General features: G+C 66.9%; 22 protein-coding genes. 21 read left to right on the top strand and 1 reads right to left on the bottom strand.

Features of this window, described 5'->3' with window-relative positions:
- The first annotated feature begins 5 nt into the window (after positions 1 to 5).
- The 16 genes from ACP7DD_RS02160 (at position 6) to ACP7DD_RS02085 (ending at position 17,118) form a co-directional block, all read left to right on the top strand.
- Positions 6 to 1,535 (top strand): S41 family peptidase, encoded by a 1,530-nt coding sequence (locus ACP7DD_RS02160; RefSeq protein WP_426173042.1) that lies wholly within the window; start codon positions 6 to 8, stop codon positions 1,533 to 1,535.
- Positions 1,536 to 1,549: 14 nt separating this feature from the next.
- Positions 1,550 to 2,311, top strand: coding sequence for a HesA/MoeB/ThiF family protein (locus tag ACP7DD_RS02155; protein ID WP_426173318.1), 762 nt, complete (start codon positions 1,550 to 1,552; stop codon positions 2,309 to 2,311).
- A 131-nt stretch (positions 2,312 to 2,442) separates the two neighbouring features.
- Positions 2,443 to 2,910 (top strand): type II secretion system major pseudopilin GspG, encoded by a 468-nt coding sequence (gene gspG / locus ACP7DD_RS02150; protein ID WP_426173041.1) that lies wholly within the window; start codon positions 2,443 to 2,445, stop codon positions 2,908 to 2,910.
- A 40-nt stretch (positions 2,911 to 2,950) separates the two neighbouring features.
- A complete protein-coding gene (gspH, locus tag ACP7DD_RS02145; protein WP_426173040.1) occupies positions 2,951 to 3,430 on the top strand; it encodes a type II secretion system minor pseudopilin GspH in 480 nt (159 codons plus the stop codon).
- A complete protein-coding gene (gene gspI, locus ACP7DD_RS02140; RefSeq protein ID WP_426173039.1) occupies positions 3,427 to 3,810 on the top strand; it encodes a type II secretion system minor pseudopilin GspI in 384 nt (127 codons plus the stop codon). Before gspH ends, gspI begins: the two co-directional genes overlap by 4 nt.
- The gene (locus tag ACP7DD_RS02135) at positions 3,807 to 4,430 is read left to right on the top strand and encodes a PulJ/GspJ family protein (RefSeq protein ID WP_426173038.1); all 624 of its coding nucleotides are present in this window, start codon (positions 3,807 to 3,809) and stop codon (positions 4,428 to 4,430) included. Before gspI ends, ACP7DD_RS02135 begins: the two co-directional genes overlap by 4 nt.
- Positions 4,427 to 5,395, top strand: a complete 969-nt coding sequence (gene gspK / locus ACP7DD_RS02130; RefSeq protein ID WP_426173037.1) for a type II secretion system minor pseudopilin GspK — start codon at positions 4,427 to 4,429, stop codon at positions 5,393 to 5,395. The genes ACP7DD_RS02135 and gspK overlap by 4 nt, the downstream gene beginning before the upstream one ends.
- A 16-nt stretch (positions 5,396 to 5,411) precedes the next feature.
- Positions 5,412 to 6,629, top strand: coding sequence for a type II secretion system protein GspL (gene gspL, locus ACP7DD_RS02125; RefSeq protein WP_426173036.1), 1,218 nt, complete (start codon positions 5,412 to 5,414; stop codon positions 6,627 to 6,629).
- The gene (gspM, locus tag ACP7DD_RS02120; protein ID WP_426173035.1) at positions 6,626 to 7,147 is read left to right on the top strand and encodes a type II secretion system protein GspM; all 522 of its coding nucleotides are present in this window, start codon (positions 6,626 to 6,628) and stop codon (positions 7,145 to 7,147) included. The genes gspL and gspM overlap by 4 nt, the downstream gene beginning before the upstream one ends.
- Complete coding sequence (gene gspN, locus ACP7DD_RS02115) at positions 7,144 to 7,917, top strand: type II secretion system protein N (protein WP_426173034.1); 774 nt, start codon at positions 7,144 to 7,146, stop codon at positions 7,915 to 7,917. The genes gspM and gspN overlap by 4 nt, the downstream gene beginning before the upstream one ends.
- Positions 7,917 to 10,175, top strand: a complete 2,259-nt coding sequence (gene gspD, locus ACP7DD_RS02110; protein WP_426173033.1) for a type II secretion system secretin GspD — start codon at positions 7,917 to 7,919, stop codon at positions 10,173 to 10,175. Before gspN ends, gspD begins: the two co-directional genes overlap by 1 nt.
- 13 nt (positions 10,176 to 10,188) lie before the next feature.
- Positions 10,189 to 11,610 carry a type II secretion system ATPase GspE gene (gene gspE / locus ACP7DD_RS02105; protein ID WP_426173032.1) on the top strand — a complete coding sequence of 474 codons (1,422 nt, stop codon included), beginning with the start codon at positions 10,189 to 10,191 and terminating at the stop codon, positions 11,608 to 11,610.
- A 6-nt stretch (positions 11,611 to 11,616) separates the two neighbouring features.
- A complete protein-coding gene (gene gspF, locus ACP7DD_RS02100; RefSeq protein ID WP_426173031.1) occupies positions 11,617 to 12,837 on the top strand; it encodes a type II secretion system inner membrane protein GspF in 1,221 nt (406 codons plus the stop codon).
- A 32-nt stretch (positions 12,838 to 12,869) separates the two neighbouring features.
- On the top strand, positions 12,870 to 13,526 hold the full coding sequence (locus ACP7DD_RS02095; RefSeq protein ID WP_426173030.1) for a type II secretion system protein N: 657 nt from the start codon (positions 12,870 to 12,872) through the stop codon (positions 13,524 to 13,526).
- 54 nt (positions 13,527 to 13,580) lie between these two features.
- Positions 13,581 to 15,806, top strand: coding sequence for a patatin-like phospholipase family protein (locus ACP7DD_RS02090; protein WP_426173029.1), 2,226 nt, complete (start codon positions 13,581 to 13,583; stop codon positions 15,804 to 15,806).
- A 10-nt stretch (positions 15,807 to 15,816) separates the two neighbouring features.
- A complete protein-coding gene (locus ACP7DD_RS02085; protein ID WP_426173028.1) occupies positions 15,817 to 17,118 on the top strand; it encodes a hypothetical protein in 1,302 nt (433 codons plus the stop codon).
- Between the two features lie 69 nt (positions 17,119 to 17,187).
- Here ACP7DD_RS02085 and ACP7DD_RS02080 read toward each other — a convergent pair whose 3' ends face one another.
- The gene (locus ACP7DD_RS02080; RefSeq protein ID WP_426173027.1) at positions 17,188 to 17,925 is read right to left on the bottom strand and encodes a helix-turn-helix domain-containing protein; all 738 of its coding nucleotides are present in this window, start codon (positions 17,923 to 17,925) and stop codon (positions 17,188 to 17,190) included.
- A 427-nt stretch (positions 17,926 to 18,352) separates the two neighbouring features.
- Between ACP7DD_RS02080 and ACP7DD_RS02075 the strand changes: the two genes are divergently transcribed.
- The 5 genes from ACP7DD_RS02075 to ACP7DD_RS02055 all read left to right on the top strand — a co-directional run bounded on the left by ACP7DD_RS02075 (position 18,353) and on the right by ACP7DD_RS02055 (position 25,552).
- Positions 18,353 to 21,091 carry a TonB-dependent receptor plug domain-containing protein gene (locus ACP7DD_RS02075; protein ID WP_426173026.1) on the top strand — a complete coding sequence of 913 codons (2,739 nt, stop codon included), beginning with the start codon at positions 18,353 to 18,355 and terminating at the stop codon, positions 21,089 to 21,091.
- A gap of 73 nt (positions 21,092 to 21,164) precedes the next feature.
- Positions 21,165 to 22,661 (top strand): sodium:solute symporter, encoded by a 1,497-nt coding sequence (locus tag ACP7DD_RS02070; protein ID WP_426173025.1) that lies wholly within the window; start codon positions 21,165 to 21,167, stop codon positions 22,659 to 22,661.
- Positions 22,658 to 23,434 (top strand): GntR family transcriptional regulator, encoded by a 777-nt coding sequence (locus tag ACP7DD_RS02065; RefSeq protein ID WP_426173024.1) that lies wholly within the window; start codon positions 22,658 to 22,660, stop codon positions 23,432 to 23,434. The genes ACP7DD_RS02070 and ACP7DD_RS02065 overlap by 4 nt, the downstream gene beginning before the upstream one ends.
- A complete protein-coding gene (locus ACP7DD_RS02060; protein ID WP_426173023.1) occupies positions 23,427 to 24,629 on the top strand; it encodes an anhydro-N-acetylmuramic acid kinase in 1,203 nt (400 codons plus the stop codon). Before ACP7DD_RS02065 ends, ACP7DD_RS02060 begins: the two co-directional genes overlap by 8 nt.
- A 32-nt stretch (positions 24,630 to 24,661) precedes the next feature.
- Positions 24,662 to 25,552 carry an N-acetylmuramic acid 6-phosphate etherase gene (locus ACP7DD_RS02055; RefSeq protein ID WP_426173022.1) on the top strand — a complete coding sequence of 297 codons (891 nt, stop codon included), beginning with the start codon at positions 24,662 to 24,664 and terminating at the stop codon, positions 25,550 to 25,552.
- Positions 25,553 to 25,632: the final 80 nt, after the last annotated feature.

Here is a 25,632-nt window from a genome sequence, read left to right as displayed (position 1 = left end):
ACAACATGAAGCAGAACACTATTCGCAAGGCTGGCGGGCGCGTCCGTACCGCCGGCCTGGTCGGCATCGGCCTGGTGGCCGGCGTCGCCTTGTCGATGCAGTTTCCCGCCATCGCGCAAAAAGCCGGCGGCGCGCCGCTGCCGCTGGACGAATTGCGCCAGCTGGCCGACGTGTATGGACTGATCAAGTCCGACTACGTCGAGCCGGTCGAAGACCGCAAGCTGCTGTCCGAAGCGATCACCGGCATGGTCGCCTCGCTCGACCCGCATTCTGTCTATCTCGACAAGAAGGCCTACAAGGAAATGCGCGAGAGCATGCAGGGACGCTTCGTTGGCCTGGGCATCGAAGTGTCGACCGAGGACGGCTACGTCAAGATCGTTTCGCCGATCGAGGATTCGCCGGCCTACCGCGCCGGCATCAAGCCGGGCGACCTGATCACCCGCATCGACGCCAGCCCGATCAAGGGCCTGTCGCTGGAAGAGGCGATCAAGAAGATGCGCGGCGCCCCCGGCAGCAAAGTCACCTTGACCATCGCCCGCCGCGGCGAGGACCGGCCGCTGACGGTGCCGCTGGTGCGCGAGGAAATCCGCGTCCACAGCGTCAAGGGCAAGATCGTCGAGCCCGGCTATGCCTGGCTGCGCATCAGCCAGTTCCAGGAGCTCACGCTCGACGAACTGGCGGCAAAAGCGGCCGCGCTGTACGCCCAGGAGCCAAACATCAAGGGCCTGGTGCTCGACCTGCGCAACGACCCGGGCGGCTTGCTGCCCGGCGCCATCGGCGTGTCCGCCGCCTTCTTGCCGATAGATAAAGTCATTGTCTCGACGATCGGCCAGTTGCCCGACTCGAACCAGAAGTTTTACGGCCGCCGCGAGTTCTACGCCGGCCGCAGCGGCGGCGACCCGCTCGCCAAGCTGCCGGCCGGGCTCAAGACCGTGCCGATGGTGGTGCTGGTCAACACCGGCTCGGCGTCGGCGTCCGAAATCGTCGCCGGCGCGCTGCAGGACTACAAGCGCGCCATCATCATGGGCAGCCAGACTTTCGGCAAGGGCTCGGTGCAGACCTTGCGCCAGCTCTCGCCCGAAACGGCCGTCAAGCTGACCACGGCCCGTTACTACACGCCGCAGGGCCGCTCGATCCAGGCCAAGGGCATCATGCCCGACCTGCTGGTCGACGAGACCGCCGACGGCGACGGCCTGAACGGTCTGCGCGTGCGCGAGGCAGACCTGATCAAGCACCTCGGCAACGGCGACGACAAATCCGCGAAGGCCGCCACGATGGGCGAAATCCAGGCCAGGGCCAGGCGCGACGAACTCGAGGAAGAGCGGCGCGTCGCCGCGGCCGGCAAGAACCGCAAGCCGCTCGAATTCGGCAGCAAGGACGATTTCCAGCTGACCCAGGCGCTGAATCATTTCAAGGGCTTGCCGGTCAAGCTGGCCAAGGCCGACCTGGCGATCGAGGTGGCCGAGCCGGCAGTGCCGGTGGCGCCGGCGACCGCCACGCCGCCCGACATCAAGGGCGCGCCGGTCAAGAAATGAGCCATAGCGCGTCGATGGACGACGACCAGCTGCTGCGCTACTCGCGCCACATCCTGCTGGGCGAGATCGGCATCGAGGGCCAGCAGCGCCTGCTCGGCGCCAGTGCGCTCATTATCGGCGCCGGCGGTCTCGGCTCGCCCGCCGCGCTGTACCTGGCCGCCGCCGGCGTCGGGCGCATCGTGCTGGTCGACGACGACGACGTCGACCTGACCAACCTGCAGCGCCAGGTGATGCACGCCACTGCCCGCATCGGCCAGCCGAAGGTCGATTCCGGCCGCGCGGCGCTGCTGCAGATCAATCCCGGCGTCGACGTGGTGGCGCTGCGCGAGCGCGCCGGCGGCGAACGGCTCGCCGAGCTGGTCGGCGCGGCCTCTGTCGTGCTCGACTGCAGCGACAACTTCGCCACCCGCCACGCCGTCAATCGCGCCTGCGTGGCCGCCCGCGTGCCGCTGGTGTCGGGCGCGGCGATCCGTTTCGACGGCCAGCTCAGCGTGTTTGACCAGCGCCAGGCCGATTCGCCCTGCTACGCCTGCCTGTTTCCCGAGGCGACCGGCTTCGTCGACGCCGCCTGCAGCAGCATGGGCGTGTTCGCCCCGCTGGTCGGCGTGATCGGCGCGATGCAGGCGGCCGAGGCGCTCAAGCTGCTGGTGGGCATCGGCCAGTCGCTGGCCGGGCGCCTGCTGCTGCTCGACGGGCGCGCCATGGAATGGACCAGCATCGCCGTTGCGCGCAACGCCGATTGCCAGGTCTGCAACGGTGCCGGCCATCCCGTCTGATCGATGCGGCAACGAGTGGGCGTCGCCGTGCACACTGCCTTACAATGTTCATCGGCCCTATTTTGGCCGTCACGGCGAAACCGCTCTATACTCTGCCAATTGCTCTGCATTCCTTTTCCGATCGCGCACCCATGACCATGCAAATTCCATTTCGTACTTCACGTCGTTCAATGCGCCAGCGCCTGCAGCGCGGCTTCACCCTGGTCGAGATCATGGTGGTGGTCGTCATCATCGGCATCCTCGGCGCCCTGGTGGTGCCCAAGCTGATGGGCCGCACCGGCGAATCGCGCATTACCGCCGCCAAGGTCGACATTTCGACCCTGATGCAGGCGCTCAAGCTCTACAAGCTCGACAACCAGCGCTACCCGACCACCGAGCAGGGCCTGCAGGCGCTGATCGCCAAGCCGACCGGCGGCCCGGCCGCCAACGGCTGGAAGGCCGGCGGCTACATCGACAAATTGCCAAAAGATCCATGGGGCAGTCCGTACCAGTACATGTACCCTGGCGTACACGGCAGTGAAGTCGACCTGTTCTCGCTCGGCGCCGACGGCCAGCCGGGCGGCACCGGCGACGACAGCGACATCGGTTCGTGGGAATGATCAAGGAAGCCACGTCAGCAATCTAACCCAGGGGGTTCGCTTGCCCGTCATCGACAGCCGCCGCGCGGCCCGCGGCTTCACCCTGGTGGAGCTGATGGTCGTGATGGTGATCATCGGCATCACGCTGGGCATCGTCTCGCTCAATGCGATCCCCAGCCCGCAGCAGAACCTGCAAAACGAGGCCCAGCGCCTCGCGTTGCTGCTGCAGCTCGCCCGCGACGAAGCGATCGTGCGCAACCGCCTGGTCGCCTTCGAGGCCGACGGCGAGCGCTATCGCTTCCTGGTGCGCAACGAAACGCGCTGGGATCCGGTGGCCGGCGACGACCTGCTGCGCGAGCGCGCGTTCAAGAACGCCCCGGTGTCGCTGCTGATCGACCCGGCCGGCGCCGGCTCCGGCAATCCGCTGCGCATCACGTTTGGCCGCGAGCCGGTCGACAAGCCTTTCCTGCTCACTCTCGCCAGTGGCGACGCCCGTGTCGCCATCCGCGCCGACGGCATCGGCCACTTCGTCGTCGAATGACCATGCGCATCCACACCCGACAATCCGGTTTTACCCTGCTCGAAGTGCTGGTGGCCCTGGTCATCGTCGGCACCGCGCTGGGCGCCTCGATGCGCGCGGTCGGCAGCCTGGCGTCGAACAGCGCCGGCCTGCGCACCGCGATGATGGCGACCTGGTCGGCCGAAAACCGGCTGGTGCAGATTCGCCTGGCGCGCGAATTTCCCGCCGTCGGCAAGCGCAGCTTCGAGTGCCCGCAGGGCGACCTCAACCTCGTCTGCGAGGAAGAAGTGCTGGCAAGCCCGAACCCGCTGCTGCGCCGCGTCGAAGTCGGCGTGTACGACATGCAGAACCCGGAGCGGCGCATCCTGAAACTGGTGCAACTTGTGATGAGGCCGCAATGAAGCGCGCCCGCGGTTTTACGCTCGTCGAGCTGCTGGTGGCGATCAGCATTCTTGCGATGGTGGCCGTGCTCGGCTGGCGCGGCCTGGACGGCATCGTGCGCGCGCGCGTGGCCCTGACCGACCAGATGGAAGTGACGCGCGGCATGCAGCTCGCGTTTGCCCAGATGCAAAGCGATGCCGAGCACATGGCCGAAGGCGCGCTGCTCGACAAGCGCGCCTTCCTGCAGGCAGGCGTCGACCGCCTGACCTTGGTGCGCACCAGCTATGTCGAGAACGAAGCGATGCGCCTGCAGGTGGTGTCGTACCGGGTGCGCGACGGCATGCTGACGCGGCGCGAATCGGCCAGCACGCGCGACCTGATGCAGCTCGACGTGCTGTGGCAGGCCGCCATCAGCGACGTCGACCCGACCCCGCCGGTAACCTTGCAGGCCGGCGTGACCGGCATGCAGATCGAAACGTGGCAGCAGAACCAGTGGCGCCAGGGCGCCCAGCAGCAAGCGCAGCAGGAGCCGCAGCCGCCGGCGCCGGGCGAGGCCGGGCCGAGCGGGCTGCAGGTGGCGCTGCAGGTGCAGGGCCTGGCCGCGCCGATGCGCAAGGCGTTCCTGCTGGGGGGCATATGAAAAAACTTACTCTGCCGGCGCGCCAGCGCGGCGTCGCCGTCATCACCGCCTTGCTGTTGACGACCCTGGCGGTGACGATCGTCGCCAGCCTGTTCTGGGCCCAGCAGGTGCAGGTGCGCTCGATGGAAAACCAGCGCTTGCACCTGCAGACGAAGTGGATCTTGCGCGGCGCGCTCGACTGGGCCGGCCTGGTGCTGCGCCAGGACGCGCGCGACAATGACTACACGTCGCTGAACCAGGTGTGGGCGACGCCGCTGGCCGAAACCCGGCTCGACCAGTACATCGAACGCGAGCGGGTTGCCGGCGAGGTATTCGACGCGACCTTGTCGGGCAGAATCGTCGACGCAACGTCGCGGTACAATCTGACCAACCTGGCCGCGCAGCGCACGCCGACGCTGGTGCAGGTGGGCATCTACCGGCGCCTGCTGACCAACCTCAAGCTCGATCCGGCTTTGGCCGAGCGCACCGCCATCGCCGTGGCCAGCGCGCAAGTAGTCGTGGCCGGGGGGGAACCGCTGACCGAGGTCGGGCCGAAGCCGGTGCCGAAGACGAATAACGCCCCGGTCCGCTTGACGCAGTTGGACGACTTGCTGACCATTCCGGGTTATACGGTGGAGGTGGTCAACAAGTTGCGCGACTTCGTCATCGTGCTGCCGGATGTCACCACGGTCAACGTCAATACGGCGCCGCCGGAAGTGCTGGCCGCGTTGATCGACGGCTTTTCGCTGGCCGAGGCGAATGCGCTGGTGGCGCGGCGCAAGAGCGCGGCGTGGCTCAACATCGGCCAGTTTTCCACCGAGCTGAACGGCAAGAGCCTGGTCGACAAGGCGGGCGGAGTGAAAAGCAATTATTTCCTGGTGTATAGCCGGGTGCGGCTCGACCGCGCCGCGCTGGACGCCGAAGCATTGATCAACCGCGACGATGCCCGCAAGCTCACGACGTTGGTGTGGGTGCGGCAAAACTAGAAGAAAGCGAGACCGTTTGAGCACTTTATATATCCGCCTGCCGGCGCGCACCGACGGCGAAGCGGCCTTGTCGCGTTTCGCGCTGGTGGCCGACAACGGCGCCATCGAGCAGCAGGGCGAGGGCGCGCTGCGCGGCTTCGCCGACCTGGCCGCGGCCAGCCGCCGCGTGCTGTTGCTGATCGCCGCCGTCGACGTCACCATGCTGCACGTCAAGGCGCCGCCGCTGTCGGGTCCGCGCCTGAAGGCGGCGTTGCCGAGCCTGGTCGAAGAGCAGGTGCTGGGCGACCCGTCCGAAGCGGTGCTGACGGCCGCGCCCGCGCAGTCGCCCGACGGCCTGCGCAGCGTTGCCGTTGTGCAGCGCACGTATCTGGAGTCGCTGGTGCGCACCGTGCTGGCGATGGGCGCGCGCAGCGTCGGCGCGCTGCCGGCCCAATTGTGCCTGCCGCTGCAGCCGGGCCACGTCACCGCCGCGGTCGAGCCGTCCGTGCTGACCTTGCGCGACGGCCTGTATCACGGCATGGGACTGGCCATCGCCAGCACCCCGGACACGGCGCTGCAGATGGTGCGCGCGCTGGCCGGCGACGCCCCGCTGACCTTGTACGTGCCGGCCGCCGACCTCGGCCAGTTCCAGGCGCTGGCGGCCGAAGCCGACCCGGCGACGACGATCGAGGCCGACGACTGGACCCACTGGATCGCCGGCAGCCGCAGCACCAACCTCGACCTGGTGCCGGCGCTGGGCGCGGCGGGCGCGCGCGCCACCGACTGGCAGCGCTGGCGCTGGCCGCTGCGCCTGGCCTTGCTGGCGCTGGTGGTCAACCTGGCGGGCCTGAACATCGAGTGGCTGCGCCTGAAGCGCGAAGCCGACGCCACCCGCGCGGCGATGCTGCAAACCTACAAGGCAACCTACCCGAAAGACACGGTGATCCAGGATCCGGTGGTGCAGATGAAGATGAACATCGCGCGCGCGCGCGCCGCCAGCGGCCAGCTCTCGCCCGACGAATTTACCTACCAGGCGGCAGCCTTCGGCGAGGCCGCGCGCTCCCTGCCGCGCCCGCTGTCGCTCGCCTCGCTCGAATTCCGGGAACGTTCGCTCAGCATCAAGGTCAAACCAGAGCCGGCCGATCCAGGCGTGGCCGGCCAGCTCAAGAGCGCGCTGGCGGCGCGCAACCTCGCCTTCAGCGAAACGGCGCCGGCCACCTGGCTGATCCGCAACAACACGGGAGCGAAGCCATGAGCGCCGTCACCAGCATTGCCCAGTGGCGCGAACGGATCGGCCTGGCCTGGCGCGCCCGCACCGACCAGGAGCGCAAGACGCTCACCATCGGCGGCGGCATCGCCGCCGGCGCGCTGATCTACATGCTGTTCATCGATCCTGCCGTCAGTGGCCGCGCCCAGCTCGAAAAAGACTTGCCGCGCCTGCGCCAGGAAAGCGCGCTGTTGCGTGCGATGGCGCTCGAAGCGGGCGAACTGGCGCGCCAGCCGCAGCCGCAGGTAACGCCCATGACGCGCGAGGCCGTCACCGCCAGCCTGGCGGCGATGAGCATCACGCCGCAGACGCTGACGGTATCGGGCGAGAGCGCGCGCATCCAGCTGTCGGGCGTGTCGTTCGCCAACCTGGTCACCTGGCTTGACGCCCAGCGCCGCGAAAACCGTATTGCCGTGCAGGAAGCTGTGATCAGCGCGCAAAGCGCCGCCGGCCAGGTTGACGCGACCTTGACGTTGCGCCAGGACACTGGCGCGGGTAAGCAGTGAAGCGCGCCTTGCTATGGGGCCTGGCGACGCTGTTGGCGGGCGCCCTGACGGTGCTGGCGTTCTTCCCCGCCGCCTGGCTGGGGCCGATCGTCGAACAGCAGACCGGTGGACGTTTGACTCTGGGGGATGCGCAGGGTACGCTGTGGCGCGGCTCGGCCTTTATCGGCGGGGCGCCCGGCGCCGGCGGCGCGGTGACGCCGCTGTTGCCGGGACGCTTCGCGTGGCGCTTGTCGCCGCTGGTGCTGCTCGGCAGCGTGTCGCTGCAGCTGGAAAACCCGCTGGCGCTGTCGCAGCCGGTGCGGGTCACCGGCAGCTGGTCGCAATGGCAGGTCAGCCCGGCCGAACTGATGTTGCCGGCCGAAGGACTGGCTGGCCTGGGCGCACCGCTCAATACCCTGGCGCCGAGCGGGGTGATGCGGCTGTCCTGGTCTACACTGGAGCTGATGCGCCAGCAGCAGGCGGTGGCGGTGAATGGCCGCACGGTGCTGGTAATGAACGACATGGGCTCGCGCATGAGCCCGGTCAAGCCGCTCGGCAGCTACGAGCTGGCGATGGACTGGCAAGGCCAGCAGGCAAAACTGAACCTGACGACGGTGCGCGGTGCGTTGCTGCTGTCGGGCAACGGATCGCTGGACCGCGGTCGGCTGCAGTTTTCCGGCCAGGCCGCGGCCGCAAATGGATATGAAGAAACGCTGGGCAACCTCCTGAATTTACTGGGCCAGCGCCGAATGGTGGGTGGCAAGAATATTATCGCGTTAGAGTTCAAATAATGAAAAAACCAGCACACAGCACCATCCCCGTCCCGGCGCTGCGCCGGCTCGCCGCCGCCGTCCTGTTGGGCTTGGCAGCCGCGCCGATCGCCTTGCCGCTGCCGGCCACCGCGCAGGAGCCGTCCGCTTCCGGCGCCGCGCTCAACTTCGTCAACGCCGACATGGAGTCGGTCATCAAGGCGGTCGGCCACTACACCGGCATCACCTTCGTCATCGACCCGCGCGTCAAGGGCACGTTGACGCTGGTGTCGGAAAAGTCGCTGTCGAAGTCGCAGGCGTTCTCGCTGCTGACGTCGGCGTTGCGCCTGCAGGGCTACGCGGTCGTCACCGCCGAAGGCTACGCCAAGGTGGTGCCGGAAGCCGAAGCGAAGCTGCAAAGTTCGCCCACCCTGGTTGGCCTGGGCGCGCCGCGCGTCAAGGGCGACCAGATCGCCACCCAGGTGTTCCGCCTCAATTACGAGTCGGCCGCCAACCTGACGGCCGTGCTGCGCCCGCTCATTTCGCCGAACAATTCGATCATGGGCAACCCGGGCAACAACAGCCTGGTGATCACCGACTACGCCGACAACCTGCGCCGGCTGGCGAAGATCATCGCCGCCCTCGACGCCCCGGTCTCCGGCGGCCTCGACGTCGTGCCGATCCGTTACGCCATCGCCAGCGACATCGCCACCATGGTCAGCCGGCTGCTCGAGCCGACCGCCGGCGGCGACTCCGGCCGCGTGTCGGTGCTGGCCGATCCGCGCACCAATTCGGTGGTGGTGCGCGCGCCTTCGCCGGCGCGCGCGAACCTGGCCAAGTCGCTGATTGCCAAACTCGACCAGCCGACCGCGGAAGCGGGCAACGTCCACGTCGTCTACCTGAAAAACGCCGACGCCACCAAGCTGGCGCAGACCTTGCGCGCGGTGGTGTCGTCCGACACCTCGCTGCCGCAGCAGGCGCAGGGCACCGCCGGCGGCTCGGTACAGGCGGGCGCGGGCATGGCCGGCCAGGGCCAGCAGCAAGGCGGCGGCACCCTCGGCGGCACCGGCGGCAGCAGCATGAATGCGCAAAGCCCCGGCCAGACCACCGGCGCCGGCGGTGGCGCTACCGGCGCCGGCTTCATCCAGGCCGATGCCTCGACCAACACCTTGATCATCACCGCCAGCGAACCGGTGTACCGCAACCTGCGCGCCGTCATCGACCAGCTCGACGTGCGCCGCGCCCAGGTCTACATCGAGGCGCTGGTGGTCGAGGTCAATTCCGACAAGGCGTCCGAATTCGGCGTGCAGTGGCTCGCCGCCAGCGGCGACGACAGCAGCCGCTACCGCGTCGGCGGCGTGCAGAACTTCAATGCCTCCGCCATTTCGCCGGGCAACAGCCTCATTTCGCTCGCCACCAAGGCGGCCGCGCCCGGCCCCGGCTTCTCGGTCGGCCTGTTCAAGCAGGTCAACGGCATGCTCAGCCTGGGCGCGGTCGCCCATGCGCTCGAAAACAACAACAACGGCAACATCCTGTCGACGCCGAACATGCTCACGCTCGACAACGAGTTGTCGACCATCAAGGTCGGTCAGAACGTGCCGATCATCAGCGGCCAGTTCACCACCCCGACCGGCGGCGCCAACGCCAATCCGTTCCAGACCATCGACCGCCGCGACGTCGGCCTGACGCTGAAGGTGCGCCCGCAGATTTCCGAAGGCGGCACGATCAAGCTGGCCATCTACAACGAGAGTTCGAGCGTGGTGCAGTCCAGCCGCGGCGATGCCGCCGGCGTCACCACCGACATCCGCATCATCGAAAACAACGTGCTGGCCGACGACGGCCAGATCATCGTGCTCGGCGGCCTGATCAAGGACGACGCCAGCGCCACCGAGGAAAAGGTGCCGGGCCTGGGCAATATCCCGGTGTTGGGCAATCTGTTCAAGTATCAGAGCCGCAAGCGCAGCAAGACCAACTTGATGGTGTTCCTGCGCCCGGTGATCGTGCGCAGCAAGGAAGACAGCAACGACATTTCGCTGAGCCGCTACGATTACATGCGCTCGTCCGGCATCGACGCCCAGCCACGCGACAAGACGGTGCTGGTCAAGGAACTCGGCGAGCCGGTACTGCCGCCGCTGACCGACGGCCAGCCGCCGCCGGGCGCCGCGATGGCGCCGCTGCCGCTGAAACGGCCAGCGCCGGTGCCGGCCCGTCCGGGCATGGCGCTGCCGCAGGCACCACCGCAGCAGCAGCCGCCACAGCAGCAGGCGCCCGTGCCAACCTACCGGCCGGTGCAGAAATAGAAAGGCAGTACCGATGAGTAATTTGTTGCCTTATGCCTTTGCCCGCGATTTCGGCGTGCTGGCAAAGAGCGTCGACGGCGGCGCCGATGCGATCGAGGTGTGGGTGTCGGGCGCGACCGCGCCGACGGCGATTGCCGAAGTGTCGCGCCGTTTCGGCCGCGTCGCGCTGCGCCGCATGGAGCGCGCCGACCTCGAGGCGGCCATTGCCACCGCCTACGCCGGCGCCGGCGGCGACGCCTCGCAGGTGGTCGACGAGTTCGACGCCGACCTCGACCTGACCAAGCTGCTGCAGGACGTGCCGGCCATCGAGGACCTGCTCGAGTCGTCCGACGACGCGCCGGTGATCCGCATGATCAATGCGCTGCTGACGCAGTCGCTGCGCGAAGGCGCCTCCGACATCCACATCGAGCCGTTCGAGCAGACCTCGGTGGTGCGCTTTCGCATCGACGGCGCGCTGCGCGACGTGGTGCGCCCGCGCAAGGCGATCCACGCCTCGCTCATTTCGCGCATCAAGATCATGTCGCAGCTCGACATCGCCGAAAAGCGCCTGCCGCAGGACGGCCGCATCACCTTGCGCGTCGGCGGTAAACCGGTCGACGTGCGCGTGTCGACCTTGCCCACCGGCCACGGCGAGCGCGCCGTATTGCGTTTGCTCGACAAGGAAGCCGGCCGCCTCGACCTGTCGCACCTGGGCATGAGCCCGTCGCTGCTGCCGCAGTTCGACCGCATGATCAACCAGCCGCACGGCATCGTGCTGGTGACCGGCCCGACCGGTTCGGGCAAGACCACCACCCTGTACGCGGCGCTGTCGCGGCTGAACGCGTCGACCACCAACATCCTGACCGTCGAAGACCCGATCGAGTACGACCTGATCGGCGTCGGCCAGACCCAGGTCAATGCCCGCATCGACATGAGTTTTGCCAAGGCGCTGCGGGCGATCCTGCGCCAGGACCCGGACGTCATCATGATCGGCGAGATCCGCGACCTCGAAACGGCGCAGATCGCGGTGCAGGCGTCGCTGACGGGCCACCTGGTGCTGGCGACCTTGCACACCAACGACTCGGCCGCGGCGGTCACGCGCCTGCTCGACATGGGGATCGAGCCGTTCCTGCTGTCGTCGTCGCTGCTCGGCGTGATGGCGCAGCGGCTGGTGCGCAAACTGTGCGAAAGCTGCAAGCAGCCCGACGGCCAGTACTGGCGATCGGTCGGCTGCGACAAGTGCGGCCACACCGGCTACCAGGGCCGGGTCGGCGTCTACGAGCTGCTCGAGACGACCGACGACATCCGCGCCCAGATCCACAACCGCGCCTCCGAAGCCGACATCCGCGGCGCCGCCCAGCGGCACGGCATGAAGACCATGCGCGAGGACGGCGAACGGTGGCTGCAGAACGGCACCACCACCCAGGCCGAACTGCTGCGCGTGACCAAGGACTAAGACCAGATGCCCGCTTTCCGCTACGAAGCCGTCGATGCCGGCGGCGCCACCCGCAAGGGCGTCGTCAACGCCGACAACCCCCGCTCCGCGCGCGCCGACCTGCGCAGCCAGGGCCTGACGCCGCTGATGGTCGACGCCATCGCCACCCAGCTCGATGCCGCCGGCGTCGCCAAGAGCCGCGGCTTCGGCGAGCGCCTGTCGCAGATCGAGCTGGCGCTGTTTACCCGCCAGCTGGCCAGCCTGCTCGAAGCCGGCCTGCCGCTCGAACAGGCTTTCACCGCGCTGCTCGAGCAGGCTGAACGCGCGTACGTGCGCGACCTGGTCGCCTCGATCCGCTCCGAAGTGATGGGCGGCGCCTCGTTCTCCGACGCGCTGTCGCGCCACCCGCGCGACTTCGCCGAAATCTACCGCGCGCTGGTCGCCTCGGGCGAGCAGATCGGCCAGCTCGCGCGCGTGTTGTCGCGCCTGGCCGACTACATCGAACGCAGCAACGCGCTGGTCGCCAAGGTGCGCCTCGCGTTCATCTACCCGGCCATCGTCACCGTGGTGGCGTTCGCGATCGTCATTTTCCTGCTCACCTACGTGGTGCCGCAGATCGTCTCGGTGTTCGCCAACACCAAGCAAAAGCTGCCGCTGCTGACGGTGATGATGCTGGCGCTGTCGAACTTCATGCGCGCCTACGGCATCTACCTGGCGGCAATCCTGATCGGCGCCGGCTTCCTGTGGCGCCGCGCGCTGAAAAACCCGGACCTCAAGAAGCGCTTTCATCTGTGGCTGTTAGATGCGCCCGTGTACGGCAAGTTCGAGCGCAGCATGAACACTGCGCGCTTTGCCAGCACGCTGGCGATCACCACCGGTTCCGGCGTGCCGATTTTGCGCGCGCTCGACACCAGCCGCGACACGCTGTCGAACGTGGCGATGAAGGACCTGGTCGAGGAGGCCAGCGCCAGCGTGCGCGAAGGCGTCAGCCTGGCGCGCGCGCTGTCGGCGCAAAAATACTTCCCGCCGATGCTGATCCACATGATCCGCGCCGGCGAAATCACCGGCGAGCTGCCGGCCATGCTCGAGCGCGCGGCCAGCGCCCAGCAGGCCGACCTCGAACGGCGCGCGCTGACCATTGCCGGCCTGCTCGAGCCGGTGCTGATCCTGGTGATGGGCGTGGTGGTGCTGCTGATCGTGCTGGCGGTGCTGATGCCGATCATCGAAATCAACCAGCTGGTGCGGTAACCGAGGGAACCTGAAGGATGTCGATGAAGCGTATGCCACTAGTATTAACCCTGCTTGCCCTGATCTTGCTGTCGGTCTCGGTCGTCTACTGGGTCATGCAGCTGTACCAGCCGGCCCAGCGCCCGCTGGCGGCGGCCGCGCCGGCGTCGATGCCGCAGCCGGGCATCGACGCCGCCGCCACCCTGTTCGGCGGCCAGGCCTCGGCCGCGGTGGCCGCCAATTACCAGCTGACCGGGGTCGTTGCGGCCGGGCGCGAGAGCGTGGCCATCATCGTCGCCGACGGCGCGCCGCCCAAGGCGCTCAAGCTGGGCAAGGAAGTCGTCGCCGGCGTCACCGTGCGCGAAGTGCACCCGCGCTACGTGATGCTGTCCGACGGTGGCGTCCTCAAGCGCATCGAACTGGCCACCGACACCCGCGCTTCCAACGGCGTGCCGCCGTCGCCGCTGCCGGGCCAGCAGCAACAGTCCCAGCCGCAACAGGCGCAGCAGCAGCAACAGCAACAACAACAACCGCAACAACAACCGCCGCCGCCACCGCAGCAACAGCAGCAACAGCAGCAACAGCAGCAGCTTCAGATGGGCCCGGTCCTGCCGCAGCAGCAGCAGGCGCAGCCTGCGCCGGCACCGGTGCAGATGGCGCCGCCAACGCGCGCCGTCAATCCGAACGGCGCACCTTCGCAGCTTCAGTAAGCCCGCGTGCCCAGCCTTTTGCGCCTGCGCCCAAGCCCGAGACTGTCCCACGTTGTGACCGCCGATGTCGTGCGCGGCGCCTGCGCGTTGCTGCTGGCCGTCGCCTTGCCGGCGCAGGCCGGCGCCGAGCAGGCTGATGCGCCGACTGCGGCGCCGGCGGCGCGCCCGCGCATCGCGCTGGTATTGTCGGGCGGCGGCGCGCGCGGCTTCGCCCACATCGGCGTGCTGCGCGTGCTGCGCGAACTGCGCGTGCCGGTCGACCTGGTGGTCGGCACCAGCATGGGCAGCGTGGTCGGCGGCGCGTATGCGGCCGGCGCCTCGGTGGCCGACCTCGAACGGATGGCGCGCGACACCGACTGGGAGCAGGTCGTGGCCGACCGCCCGGCGCGCGACCAGCTGGCGTTTCGCCGCCGCGAGGAAGACGTGCTGCTGCCCTCGCGCATTGAATTTGGCGTCAATTCGCGCGGCCTGTCGCTGCCGCCGTCGGCGGCCGGCAACGCCGCGCTGGAGCAGGCGCTTGGCCGCCTGCTGCCGGCCGGCACCCGCGACTTGGCCGTCAGCCAGCTGGCGCTGCCGTTCCGCTCGGTCGCCTCGGACCTGCTGACCGGCCAGCCGGTCGAGCTGGTCGACACGCCGCTGTTCCTGGCGATGCGCGCGTCGCTGGCGGTGCCCGGCGTATTCGCCCCGGTGCGGGTAGACGGCCGGCTGGTCGTCGACGGCGGCCTGGTGCGCAACCTGCCGGTCAACCTGGCGCGCGCAATGGGCGCCGACATCGTCATCGCCGTCAACGTCGGCACCGCGCTGGCGCCGGAAAAGGAGCTCGGCAGCGCGCTCGGCGTGGCCCAGCAGATGCTCAACATCCTGACCGAACAGAACGTCCAGCGCTCGGTCAAGGAACTGCAGCCGCAGGATATCCTCGTCGCGCCCGAGCTCGACGGCGTCGGCTTTCTCGACTTCGCCCAGTCCGCCGACGCGATCGCCGCCGGCGAACGCGCTGCCCGCGCGCTGGCCGCGCGGCTGGCGCCGCTGGCGATGGAGGCGAAGCAGTACGCGCTGTTCGAAAACGGCCGGCTGGCGCCGCCGGCGCTGCAGGACGGCGCGCTGCCGCTGGCAAAGGTCGACGCCACCAGTTCCGGGCGCATCAACCCGCAGGCGCTGGTGGTGCAGTCCGGCCTGGTCGAAGGCAACGGCGTCACCGTCGCGCAGGTGCGCCGCGCCGCCGATGCGCTGTACGGGCGCGGCGACCTGGCGCGGGTCGAAACCGACATCGGCGACCAGGACGGCAAGCGCAGCGTGCTGATCCGCGCCACCGAAGCCGAATGGGCCAGCGACCGGCTGCGCGTCGGCCTCGAGCTGGGCAGCGACTTTGCCGACGCCAATACCTTCGCCCTGAAACTGATGTACGTGCGCACCTCGGTCAACCGCTGGGGCGCCGAAGTGCGCGCCGTGATGGGCATCGGCGACAAGCGCGACGTCGGCGTGCAGTTCTGGCAGCCGCTCGGCGCCGGTTCCAGCTGGTACGTGGCGCCGTCGCTGCAGTACGGTTCGTCCTCGGGCGACGTGTTCGCCGACGGCCGCCGCCTGTCGCGCATCGGCTACAACGCGCGCAGCGCCAGCGTCACGTTGGGGCGCCAGCTGGGCAACTGGGGCGACGCCCAGGTCGGCGTCACCCGCCGCAGCGCCGGCACCCGCGTGGTGGTGCCGGAAGTGGCCGGCACGCCGACCGAGCGCGCGTTCGACACCACCCAGTTCCTGCGCTACCGGGTCGATACGCTCGACTCGCTCGGCTTTCCCAGCCGCGGCTACCTGCTCGACGCCTCGCTCGAGCGCTCGCCCGGCAGCAACAGCGGCGAGTCGCTGGCGCGCTCGTCGCTGGTGGGCATGGCGGCGCTGCACACCGAAAACTGGGCCGGCCACCTGTACGGCGAATGGGCCCACGCGCAGCAGGGCGCCGCGCCGCTGAACCTGGGCGGCTTCCTGCGCCTGTCGGGCACCGCCGCCGACTCGGTGCAGGGCCGCACCATCGCGTTTGCCCGCCTGGTGCTGGCGCGCCGCGTCGGCGCCTTGCCCGTCACCCTGGGCGGCACGGTGCGCGCCGGCTTCTCGCTCGAGACCGGCGGCGGCTTCGACCAGGACCTGTCGATTCGCAGCAGTTCGCGCAAGCAGGCCGCCAGCGTCTTCGTCGCCGTCGACACCCGTTTCGGCCCGGCGTATCTGGGCGCCGGCGCCACCCGCGACGGCAACCGCACGATGTATCTGTTCCTCGGGCCGAGCTGGTAACCGTACACGCTTGACTGTTCAACTTTTTATTCAGAACGATATTTCTGTCCTGTCTGTGTCGGCAGCGGGCTTGATAGAAGACGCGTTAGGCGGCTTGCGCGAGGCCACTGGAATCGCCGGCAAGAGACTTATTGATAATGTCGGCGGGACGCAAGTCGCTGTTGCACTCGAGGTCGCGGGAAAGACGCTGCACTACCGCTGCGAACTCAAGCAAAAAATTGATCGCTACCTGGTCCTGGATGACCTCAAAGCCAGATCTGTCGTCGACCAGTCAACCTTGCTCGTGTCAGGTCCTCTGACCGATGCAATGGCGTCCCGCTGCCGTGAACTGGACATCCAGTTCATCGATACTGCCGGCAACGCCTATGTGACGGACGGACAGGGCATACTGATCAATGTTACTGGACGAAAGCTCGAGAAGGGCTCGCTATTCGCCGAACGCGAGATGACGATCACGCCCGCAGCCATACGCATGATGTTCGCTTTCCTCGCCAGCCCGTCTATGTTGAACGCTCCCTACCGAGACATTTCTATATCCACGCGCGTATCCACCGGAGCGATCGGAAAGGTGCTCGAGGTGTTGGACGCGCGTGGCTTTATCGGCACCGCACCCGACGGGCGGCGTATCATTATTTCGCCCGAGGTCATGTTGAGCGAATGGGCAACCGGGTACATGAGCCGACTGCGGCCGAAGCTGAAGAAATTTCGTTTCACGACGCCTGATCCCATCTCTTTCGATCGCGGCGATTTCCAGGCAGCGGAGGGCGCGGCGCATCGACTTTATTATCAGCGCCCCCAATTTGGAGGCGCATACCCGCTCGATCTCATTCCGTTCGGCGCAATCGAGAACAATGCAAACACGATCGCCTGGCCACCAGATATGGCCGTCGTAATGAATGTGATCGGATATCCCGAAGCGCTCAGATCGGCAGTGCAAGTAGACGTGGGTCACCGCCTTATCGTCAACGTCGTTTCGATACCTGCGCTGGCGGCCCTCAAGCTCTTGGCCTGGAACGACAGGGGATTGCTCGACAACAAGGACGCCCCAGACCTCTTCTTCCTCCTCAGGCATTACCACGAAGCTGGCAATACTGACCGGCTGTATGAGGAGGCGTTTCTTTTCTTGGAAAACTGCGACTATGACGTCGAGTTAAGCGGCGCCGCCTTGCTCGGGCTGCTGGAAATACTGAGCGATCCGGTCAAACGCGACCGGCTCGTCATCCATATGGACCGGTCCAGCGGGGCCCAATCGAACGCTCCATCCCGTTTTCTCGAGCAATTCGAACGTGGGCTGGGTCTTTCGGTCTTATAGCGTCAGGCGCCAGCCGGCGGCCACCATCGGTGCCCGATCTGGTAGTGAAACAGCAGCCGTCGAAATAACTCAGCCGTGCCGGCGCATCTCGGTAAAGGCGGCGAACTCCCACGACCGAAACCCCAGCAGCAAGGTAAAACCGTCGCGCTCGTCGGCCGGCAGGCGGCGGTCGCCCTGGTGCAGCCGCGCCAGTTCGGCGGCCAGCTGCTGGATCTTCTGCAGCAGCTCGCGCGCGCTCGGCAGCGACAGCCGCGCCGGCAGGCACATCAAGGTTTCGCCGGGGCCGTCGAAGCGGCCGCCAAAGTAGTCGCCCACCACATGCTCGCGCACGTATTGCTGCACCGGGCCGTCGGCGAGCCAGTGGAACGCGTTCGATACCCGCAGGCTGTAGCGGTTCAGCGGCTTGAGCTCGATGACGCCGAGACGGTCGAGCTCGGCAAGAAAGCCGATGCACTCCGGCTCGCTGATGTCGTACGTCTCGATGACTTGCTCCATGGTCCAGTGGCCGAGGCAGCAGATCGCCACCAGCAGCAGGCGCGGCTTGGCGATCAGCGCTTTTTCCTGCACCGCGGTGAGGGTGTCGGCGTGCGGCTGGACGTCGGCGGCGCGGCGCAGCACGTCTTCCATCGCAATGCCGCTGGCGGAGCAGATCTGCGCCAGCCGCGACAGCGCCATGTCTTTCTGGCCGAACATGCGCTTGACGCTCGATTCGCTCATGCCGATGCGCTCGGCGAGCGCCCTGTACGTGATCGACGCGGCGCGCAATTCGGCGCGCAATACCTGCAATACCAGCTCGGGTGAGCTCATGTCTTCCCTTTCTTTTTGAAATGTACTGAAATACGCTACTCAATGTAGCGTCATATTGGACTTGGCACAAGCACATGGTCCTTCGGGCGGCGCCGGCCGCCGGTGCCTGCCGGCCCGCAGACCGTTGCGTTAACAACACGCCGGAAAAAAAGCCGCCGGCATACCACTTTGACGTCGATCGGCCCACCTCGGCCAAGTGGTCCTATCGATCGTGGCCGTGGCCGGGTGCGGCGCATATTGCGTGTCGTTTCTGTCTGTTAATCTGTTGCTTCCCCACCATGGGTGCGGTATGTTCCATATCAGACACCGTGCATACCAAACAAATGCCAGTCTACAGCAGCGTGCCTGATTTCCCGGCAAAACGACCGGCCGGTACGACCACTTGCGGCAGCCTGGCAGCCGCGCCACCTTCACACAGGAATCCAAAATGACAGTTACCGCGTGCCGCATGACCAGAACAACGATTTACTTGGCGGTATTAGCCCTGTCCCACGGCATTGCACAGGCGCAGCAGCATGGCGTGCAGCCGGCGCCGGTCGCCGATGCAGTCCCCGGCGAGATTCAGCAAGTGGCCGTGACCGGTACGCGCATCCGCTCGGCCAAGCTGACCTCGACGAGCCCGGTGAGCCAGTTCACCGACGCCGACATCGCGCTCACCCGCGCCATCACGGTGGAAGACTTCTCGGTCAAGCTGCCGCAGCTTGCCGGCGGCGTCAACGGCACCTCGGCCGGCAGCGATGCCTTCGGCGCGCAAACGCTGGACCTGCGCAATCTCGGCCAGAGCCGCACGCTGGTACTGATCAACGGCACGCGGGCGATTCCGTTCGGCTTTCGCAACGCCGTCGACGTCAACTTCATTCCCGCGCCACTGCTCAAGCGCGTCGATGTGCTCACCGGCGGCGCGGCCGCCGTGTACGGCGCCGATGCCATCGCCGGCGTGGTCAATTTCGTCATCAACGACAAGTTCCAGGGACTGCAAACGTCGGCCAACTACCGCCGCGCCGCTGATGGCGGCGCGCAAAAAGGCGTCAACGCGACCGGCGGCATGGCGCTTGGCGACAAGGGCAGCATCGTCGGCTATCTCGAGGTTACCGAACGCGACCGCGTGCTGGCGGGCGACCGCTCGTTTGCCGGTCTCAAGCCCACGCTGCGTCCTGGCGCTGGCGGCAATTTTGTCGACGTCGCCAGCGGCCGCGCGTTTTCGTACACTGACGCCGGTCAGTTCACCAGCGCGAAGCAATCGACCGACTTCACGCCCGGCTACACGCTGGTCCAGCCGCTCAAGCGGGTCAATGCCTCGACCTTCTTTTCGTATGAGCTCAGCGATGCAGTGGAAGCCTACGGCCGCTTGATGTATTCGCGCGTCAACACCGTCGGCGCGCCCACCACGGGCCAGGCGCCGGCGCTGCTGTCGGGCGTGTTTTCAATCAATCAAAACAACACGTCGATTCCGGCCGCGGTGCGCAACGAGCTCACGTTCGTCGGCGGCGTGGCCAGGGTCCAGGTCGACCGCTCGCTGGGCGAACTGGGCGTGATCACCATCGACAACGAGCGCGATACCTACCAGGTCCAGCTCGGCGCGCGCGGCGCAGTCACCCGCAACATCAACTGGGATGTCTACGTGCAGTCGGGCCGCTCCGCCGAGTCGCTGGTCGTGCATGGCGACGCCCTCAAGTCGGGCGGCGCCGCGCTGGTGAACCGCACCAACATCTTCGGCCCCGGCGCCGACGTGTCGTCGATCGCGCAGGATTTCGACTATGGCGACCGGGTTCGCAAGCAGTTCGTCAGCGCCGCCACCGTGTCGGGCGACAGCAGCGACGCCTTCAAGCTGCCGGCCGGCCCGGTCGGCTTCGCGCTCGGCGTCGAGGCGCGCCGCGAGACCGGCGACTTCGCCTATAATCCGGCGCTGGCGCTGTCGTTCAACCAGGCCGCCGTCAGCGCGCCGACCGCGCCGCCGTCGTTCCGCGCCAAGGAAATCTACGCCGAAGTGCTGGTGCCGATCCTGGCCAACCAGCCGCTGATCCAGAACCTGTCGCTCGAAGGCGCCGTGCGCCGCTCGTTCTACAGCAAGTCGCTCGGCGCCGACAAGGCCTACACGACCGACAAGGTGGGCGCCTCGTGGACCGTCAACGACGACCTGCGCTTGCGCGCCACCAAGCAAAGCGTGATCCGCGAGCCGAACATGGGCGAATACGCCAACCCGGTGTTTTCGATTCCGTTCAATTTGCTGGTGACGACCGCGCGCCTGCGGCCGCGCTACCAGGGCGATCCATGCGCCCTTGGCACCGGCGACGCGGCCCAGTGCAAGCGCTTCGGCGCGCCGGCGCCGGGCTCCTACAATTCGCTCGATGCGGCCGTGCTCGGCGGCGGTTACTTCTTCGGAGGCAATCCCGACATCAGCGCGGAGAAGGGCGACACCCGCACAGTCGGCATCGTGCTGACACCGACGTTTGCCAAAGGACTGTCGCTGACGGTGGACTACTACAGCATCAAGCTCAAGGATGCGGTCGGCCAGGTGCAGCCGGTCGACGCGCTCACCAGCTGCTACATCACCGATCCGCGCGCCGACAACCCGCTGTGCCAGGCCGTCACGCGCGACCCGGCCACCGGCCGCATCAAGGACGCCTACCCGGTCGACCGCAACCTGGCGTTCATCAAGCAGGAAGGCTTCGACATCGACGCCAGCTACAAGCAGAACGTGCCGTTCGGCCTGCCTGGCAAGAAGATCAGCTGGCAATACCAGGCGGCGCTCGTGAAGTCGTATTCAATCCAGAAGAACCCGGTGCTCGACCCGATCGACTGCAAAGGCCGCTATGGCTTCCGCTGTTCGTCCGATGCAGTGTCGCTGGTGGCGCCGGCGTATCGTCATCGCGCGTCGATGGCATGGGACTTCGATGCCGTCACCGCCCAGCTGGGATGGAAGCGCGTCGGCAAGGTCAAGGACAGCACGGTCGGCAGCACTGAGTCGATCGGCGCGCAGGACTACGTCGACCTGAATTTTTCGCTGCGCCCGTCGATTGCCGGCCTGACCGTCAACGTCGGCATCGACAACCTGTTCGACAAGCAGCCGCCGATGCCGGCCAACGCCGCCATCTTCAATACCTATCCCGACACCTACAACGTGCTGGGCCGCTCGCTCGGATTTACCGTCACCTATAAGCGCTGAGCGGCGCACGCCTTACCCTCCGCCGGCGGCAGCGCCGGCGGAGTCTGTTTAGCGCCACGGCCGAAAGAATCGCATGTCCTCCTCCATCCTTTTTTGCGTCGTGCTCGCCTATTTCGGCGTGCTCTTCACAGTGGCCCGGCTGGCCTCGCGCAACGCGACCAGCGAGTCCTTTTTTCACGGTAACAAAAACAGCAACTGGGTCGTCGTCGCCTTCGGCATGATCGGCACCTCGCTTAGCGGCGTCACCTTCGTCAGCGTGCCCGGCCTGGTGGGGCAGAGCGGCTTCTTGTACTTCCAGATCCTGCTCGGACAGCTGATCGGCTACCTGGTGGTCGCCTTCGTCCTGCTGCCGGTTTTCTACAAATTCAACCTGACCTCGATTTACGCCTACCTCGGCATCCGGCTCGGGCCGACGTCGCGCGCCTGCGGCGCCTGGCTGTTCCTGCTGTCGCGCTGCATCGGCGCCAGCGCCCGGCTGTACCTGGTCATCATCATCTTGCAGGAATTCATTCTCGACGGCCTGAACGTGTCGTACTGGTTCAGCTCCGCCGCCACCATCGGTCTGATCGTGCTGTACACCTACCAGGCTGGCGTGAAAACCATCATCTGGACCGACCTGCTGCAAACGGCGCTGATGCTCGGCGGCCTGGTCGCCGGCGCCACCTACCTGCTGAACGCGCTCGACCTGTCGATCGTCGACAGCTACCGGCAAATGGACGCGAAGGGCCTGGCGCGGGTGTTTTCGCACGATGTCGACAGCAGTTACTTCTGGCCAAAGCAACTGCTGGCCGGAATGCTGATCTCGATTGCCATGACCGGCATGGACCAGGAGATGATGCAGAAAAATATCTCGGTCAAGTCGCTGCGCGATTCGCAGAAAAACGTCGTCACCCTGGCGCTGGCGATGACGGCGGTGGTGTTCCTGTTCCTGTTCCTCGGCGGCTTGCTGAGCCTGTTTGCCGAGGGCGCCGGCATGACCGCCGCGGGCGATCGCATCTTCCCGGCCGTGGTGTTTCAGCACATGCCGCAGGTAATGCAGCTGGTGTTCGTCATCGCGCTGATCTCGGCGCTGTTTCCCAGCGCCGACGGCGCGCTGACCGCGCTGACGTCGAGCTACTGCATGGATATCGCCAGGATGGACCAGCGCACCGGCTGGACCGACCAGATGCGCCTGGCATTCCGGCGCAAGGTCCAGCTCACTTTCGCGGTCGTCATCTTCCTGCTGCTGGTGGTGCTGAAACTAATCGACAGCCAGAGCATCGTCAACCTGATCCTGCGGCTGGCGGCGATCACCTACGGCCCGCTGCTCGGCCTGTTCTGCTTCGCCATGTTCACATCGCGCTCGATCGCCGACCGCAAGGTGCCGCTGGTGGTGCTGGCGGTGCCGGTGCTGTGTTTCCTGCTCGACGAATTCCAGTCGCACCTGTTCGGCGCCTACCGGATTGGCCTGGAAATGCTGGCCATTAACGGCGCGCTGACCCTTGCCGGCCTGCTCGCCATCAGCGACCGGCCGCTGGCCAACCCGGGCGGCGCGGCGGCATTTCCGCTGCCGGATCGGCTGCCGCGATGAAGAAGCGTTCGCCGATTCCGTTCCAGCTCGACCGCAATGAAGCGGTGCCGCTTTACCTGCAGATTTCGCGGCGCCTGTCCGACGCCGTCTGCGCCGGCTACTACAAGGTCAACGAGGCCTTGCCGTCCGAGCGCACGCTGGCCGAAACGCTCGCCGTGTCGCGCGCCACCGCGCGCAATGCGCTCGAGCATCTGCTCAGCGTCGGCATGATTCACCGCGTGCGCGGCTCCGGCAACTACATCGCGCCGATCCAGATGCCGCTGTCGCGCCTGAGCGGCTTTTCCGAAGACCTGACCAAGCGCGGCTACCAGCCCAGTTCGCGCTGGCTGTCGCGCATCCTGGCCGAGCCGCGCGTCGACGAGCAGATGACGCTGGGCCTGTCGCCAGGGGCGAAGGTGGCCAGGCTCGAGCGCATCCGCATGCACGACGCCGTCGCCGTCAGCTACGAAATGAGCGTGGTGCCGGCGCGCTACATTCCCAATCCGCTGGAGATCGAAAGCTCGATGTACCAGTATCTGGCGATCGGCGGCAACCGGCCGGTGCGGGCGCTGCAGCATTTCAAGGCCGTCAACGCCAGCGCCGATGTGGCCGAAAAACTCGGCGTGGCGCCGCAACAGGCGCTGTTTTTCATCCGCCGCGTCGGCTTCCTGCAAAGCGGCGCGGCGGTCGAACTGACGTCGTCGTACTGCCTCAGTGAATATTTCGACTTCGTCGCGGAGATGACGCGCGACGGCGAACCCGACATTGCACCAAATGGAGAAGACAATGAATGACAACATCGCCAGGCTGTATCAGATCGCCGGCAAGCCGGAGCGGCACATCATCGGCCTGATGTCGGGCACCTCGCTCGACGGACTCGACATCGCCTATTGCCAGGTCCGCGGCGACGGCGAGAGCACCGCCGTGTCGCTGCTGCGCTTTGCCACGGTGCCGTACTCGGACGACGTCAAGTCGCGCATCCGCGAAATCTTCGCCAAGCCGCAGGTCGACTTCCCGCTGGTGGCGATGCTCAACGAATGGCTCGGCGAATTGCATGCATCGATGATCCTGGCGACCATGGCCGAGTGGGGCGTCGCGCCCGGCGCGGTCGACCTGATCGCCTCGCACGGGCAAACCGTCATGCACGCGCCGAAATCGCTGCATGGCCGGGAAGGCTACGGCAACGCCACCTTGCAGATCGGCGATGGCGACCACATCGCCGTCAAGACCGGCATCATCACCATTTCGGACTTCCGCCAGAAGCACATCGCCGCCGGCGGCGAAAGCGCGCCGCTGGCCGTGTATGGCGACTTCTATATCCTCGGCAAGGTCGGCGAGAACCGCATCCTGATGAACCTGGGCGGCATTGCCAATTTCACGTACCTGCCGGCGAGCATGAACGCGCACGCAGTGTTTGTCACCGACACCGGGCCGGGCAATACGCTGCTCGACGCCTGCACCCGACGCTTTTTCCCCGGCAGCGATTACGACAAGGACGCCGCCCATGCCCTGCGCGGCGCCGTCAGCGACACGCTGCTCGGCGCGCTGATGGCAAGCGCCTTCTTTCGCGAACCGTTCCCCAAGACAACCGGCCCGGAACTGTTCAACGTCGACTACGTGCTGCAGGCGCAGGCCGCCAGCGGCACGCACGACCTCTCGCCGGAAGACGTGCTGGCCACGCTGACGCATTTCAGCGCGCGCACCATCGCGGCAGCGGTATTGACGGCAACGGCCGGCATGCCGATCGACACGTTCGACGTCTACCTGTCGGGTGGCGGCATGCACAACCCGCTGCTGGTCGATACGCTCAGGCAGCTGCTGCCGTGCCGCTTCCGTCCCACTGACGACCTCGGCATTCTGGGCGACGCCAAGGAAGCGGTGCTGTTTGCCGTGCTGGCCAATGAAACCGTCGCGGGCGGCCATTCCGACTTCGGCCGGCGCCTCGGCGTGCCGTCCGTCGCGATGGGCAAGATTTGCTTGCCGGCCTAACGCAGGCAATATTGGATCGAGGTATGAAAAACATGACTGCCACTGAAAGCCCGAATACGCTGCATGGCGATCTGGACCTGTATTCCAGCGTCGCCATGGCCGAAGCGCTGATTGCCGACCAGCGCCTGGCGGTCGAAGCGGTGTACGCGGCGCACGCAAAAATCGCCGAAGCGGTTGACGCCGCGCTGCCCAGGATGGCGCGAGGCGGACGCCTGATTTACGTCGGCGCCGGCACCTCGGGCCGCCTTGGCGTGCTCGACAGCGCCGAACTTCACCCGACTTTTTCCTGGCCGCAGGAGCGGGCGCTGGGGATTCTGGCCGGCGGCACCAAGGCCGTATTCGATGCCGTGGAAGGGGCCGAAGACAGCCGTGCCGACGGCATTGCCGACCTGGAGCGGCACGGCGTGAATGCGCACGATGTCGTGCTGCTGATCACCGCGTCGGGCGGCACGCCCTACGTCATGGGCGCCTTGCTGGCCGCCAGGCGGGCCGGCGCGCTGACGGTTGGATTTGCCAACAACCCGGGCGCTGCGCTGACGGCCGGCGCCGATATCGGCATCACCCTCGACACCGGCGCGGAAATGATCTCGCGCAGCACCCGCCTGAAAGCGGGCACCGCGCAGAAGGTTGCCCTGAATACGTTCTCGACGATGATGATGGTGTCGATGCACAAGGTCTACGGCAACCTGATGGTCGATGTGCGCGCCACCAACGCCAAACTGGTAGCCCGCACGGTCGCGCTGACGAAGCACGCGACCGGCGCCACCGACGCGCTGGCGGCATCGACATTGCAGGCCTGCGGGCACAACGTCAAGCGGGCGATCGTGATGATCAACAAGGGACTGGTGGCGTCAGTCGCCGAAAAATTGCTGGAAGACAACGCCGGAAGCGTGCGCGCGGCGCTGGGCGAAGCGGCCAGCTGATGCCCCGCACCCGTGATTCTGTTGTTCCATAATCGGCAAGGTATCGCTGCGCGCTACTGAAAGTGCAGGCAGGCGGTGCT

The sequence above is a fragment of the Massilia sp. TWR1-2-2 genome, from assembly GCF_049897565.1.
In the GTDB taxonomy this organism is placed as follows: Bacteria; Pseudomonadota; Gammaproteobacteria; order Burkholderiales; family Burkholderiaceae_D; genus JAFCUW01.
Note: the sequence above shows the minus strand (reverse complement) of the source record. Positions and strands in the feature narration are given on the sequence as shown.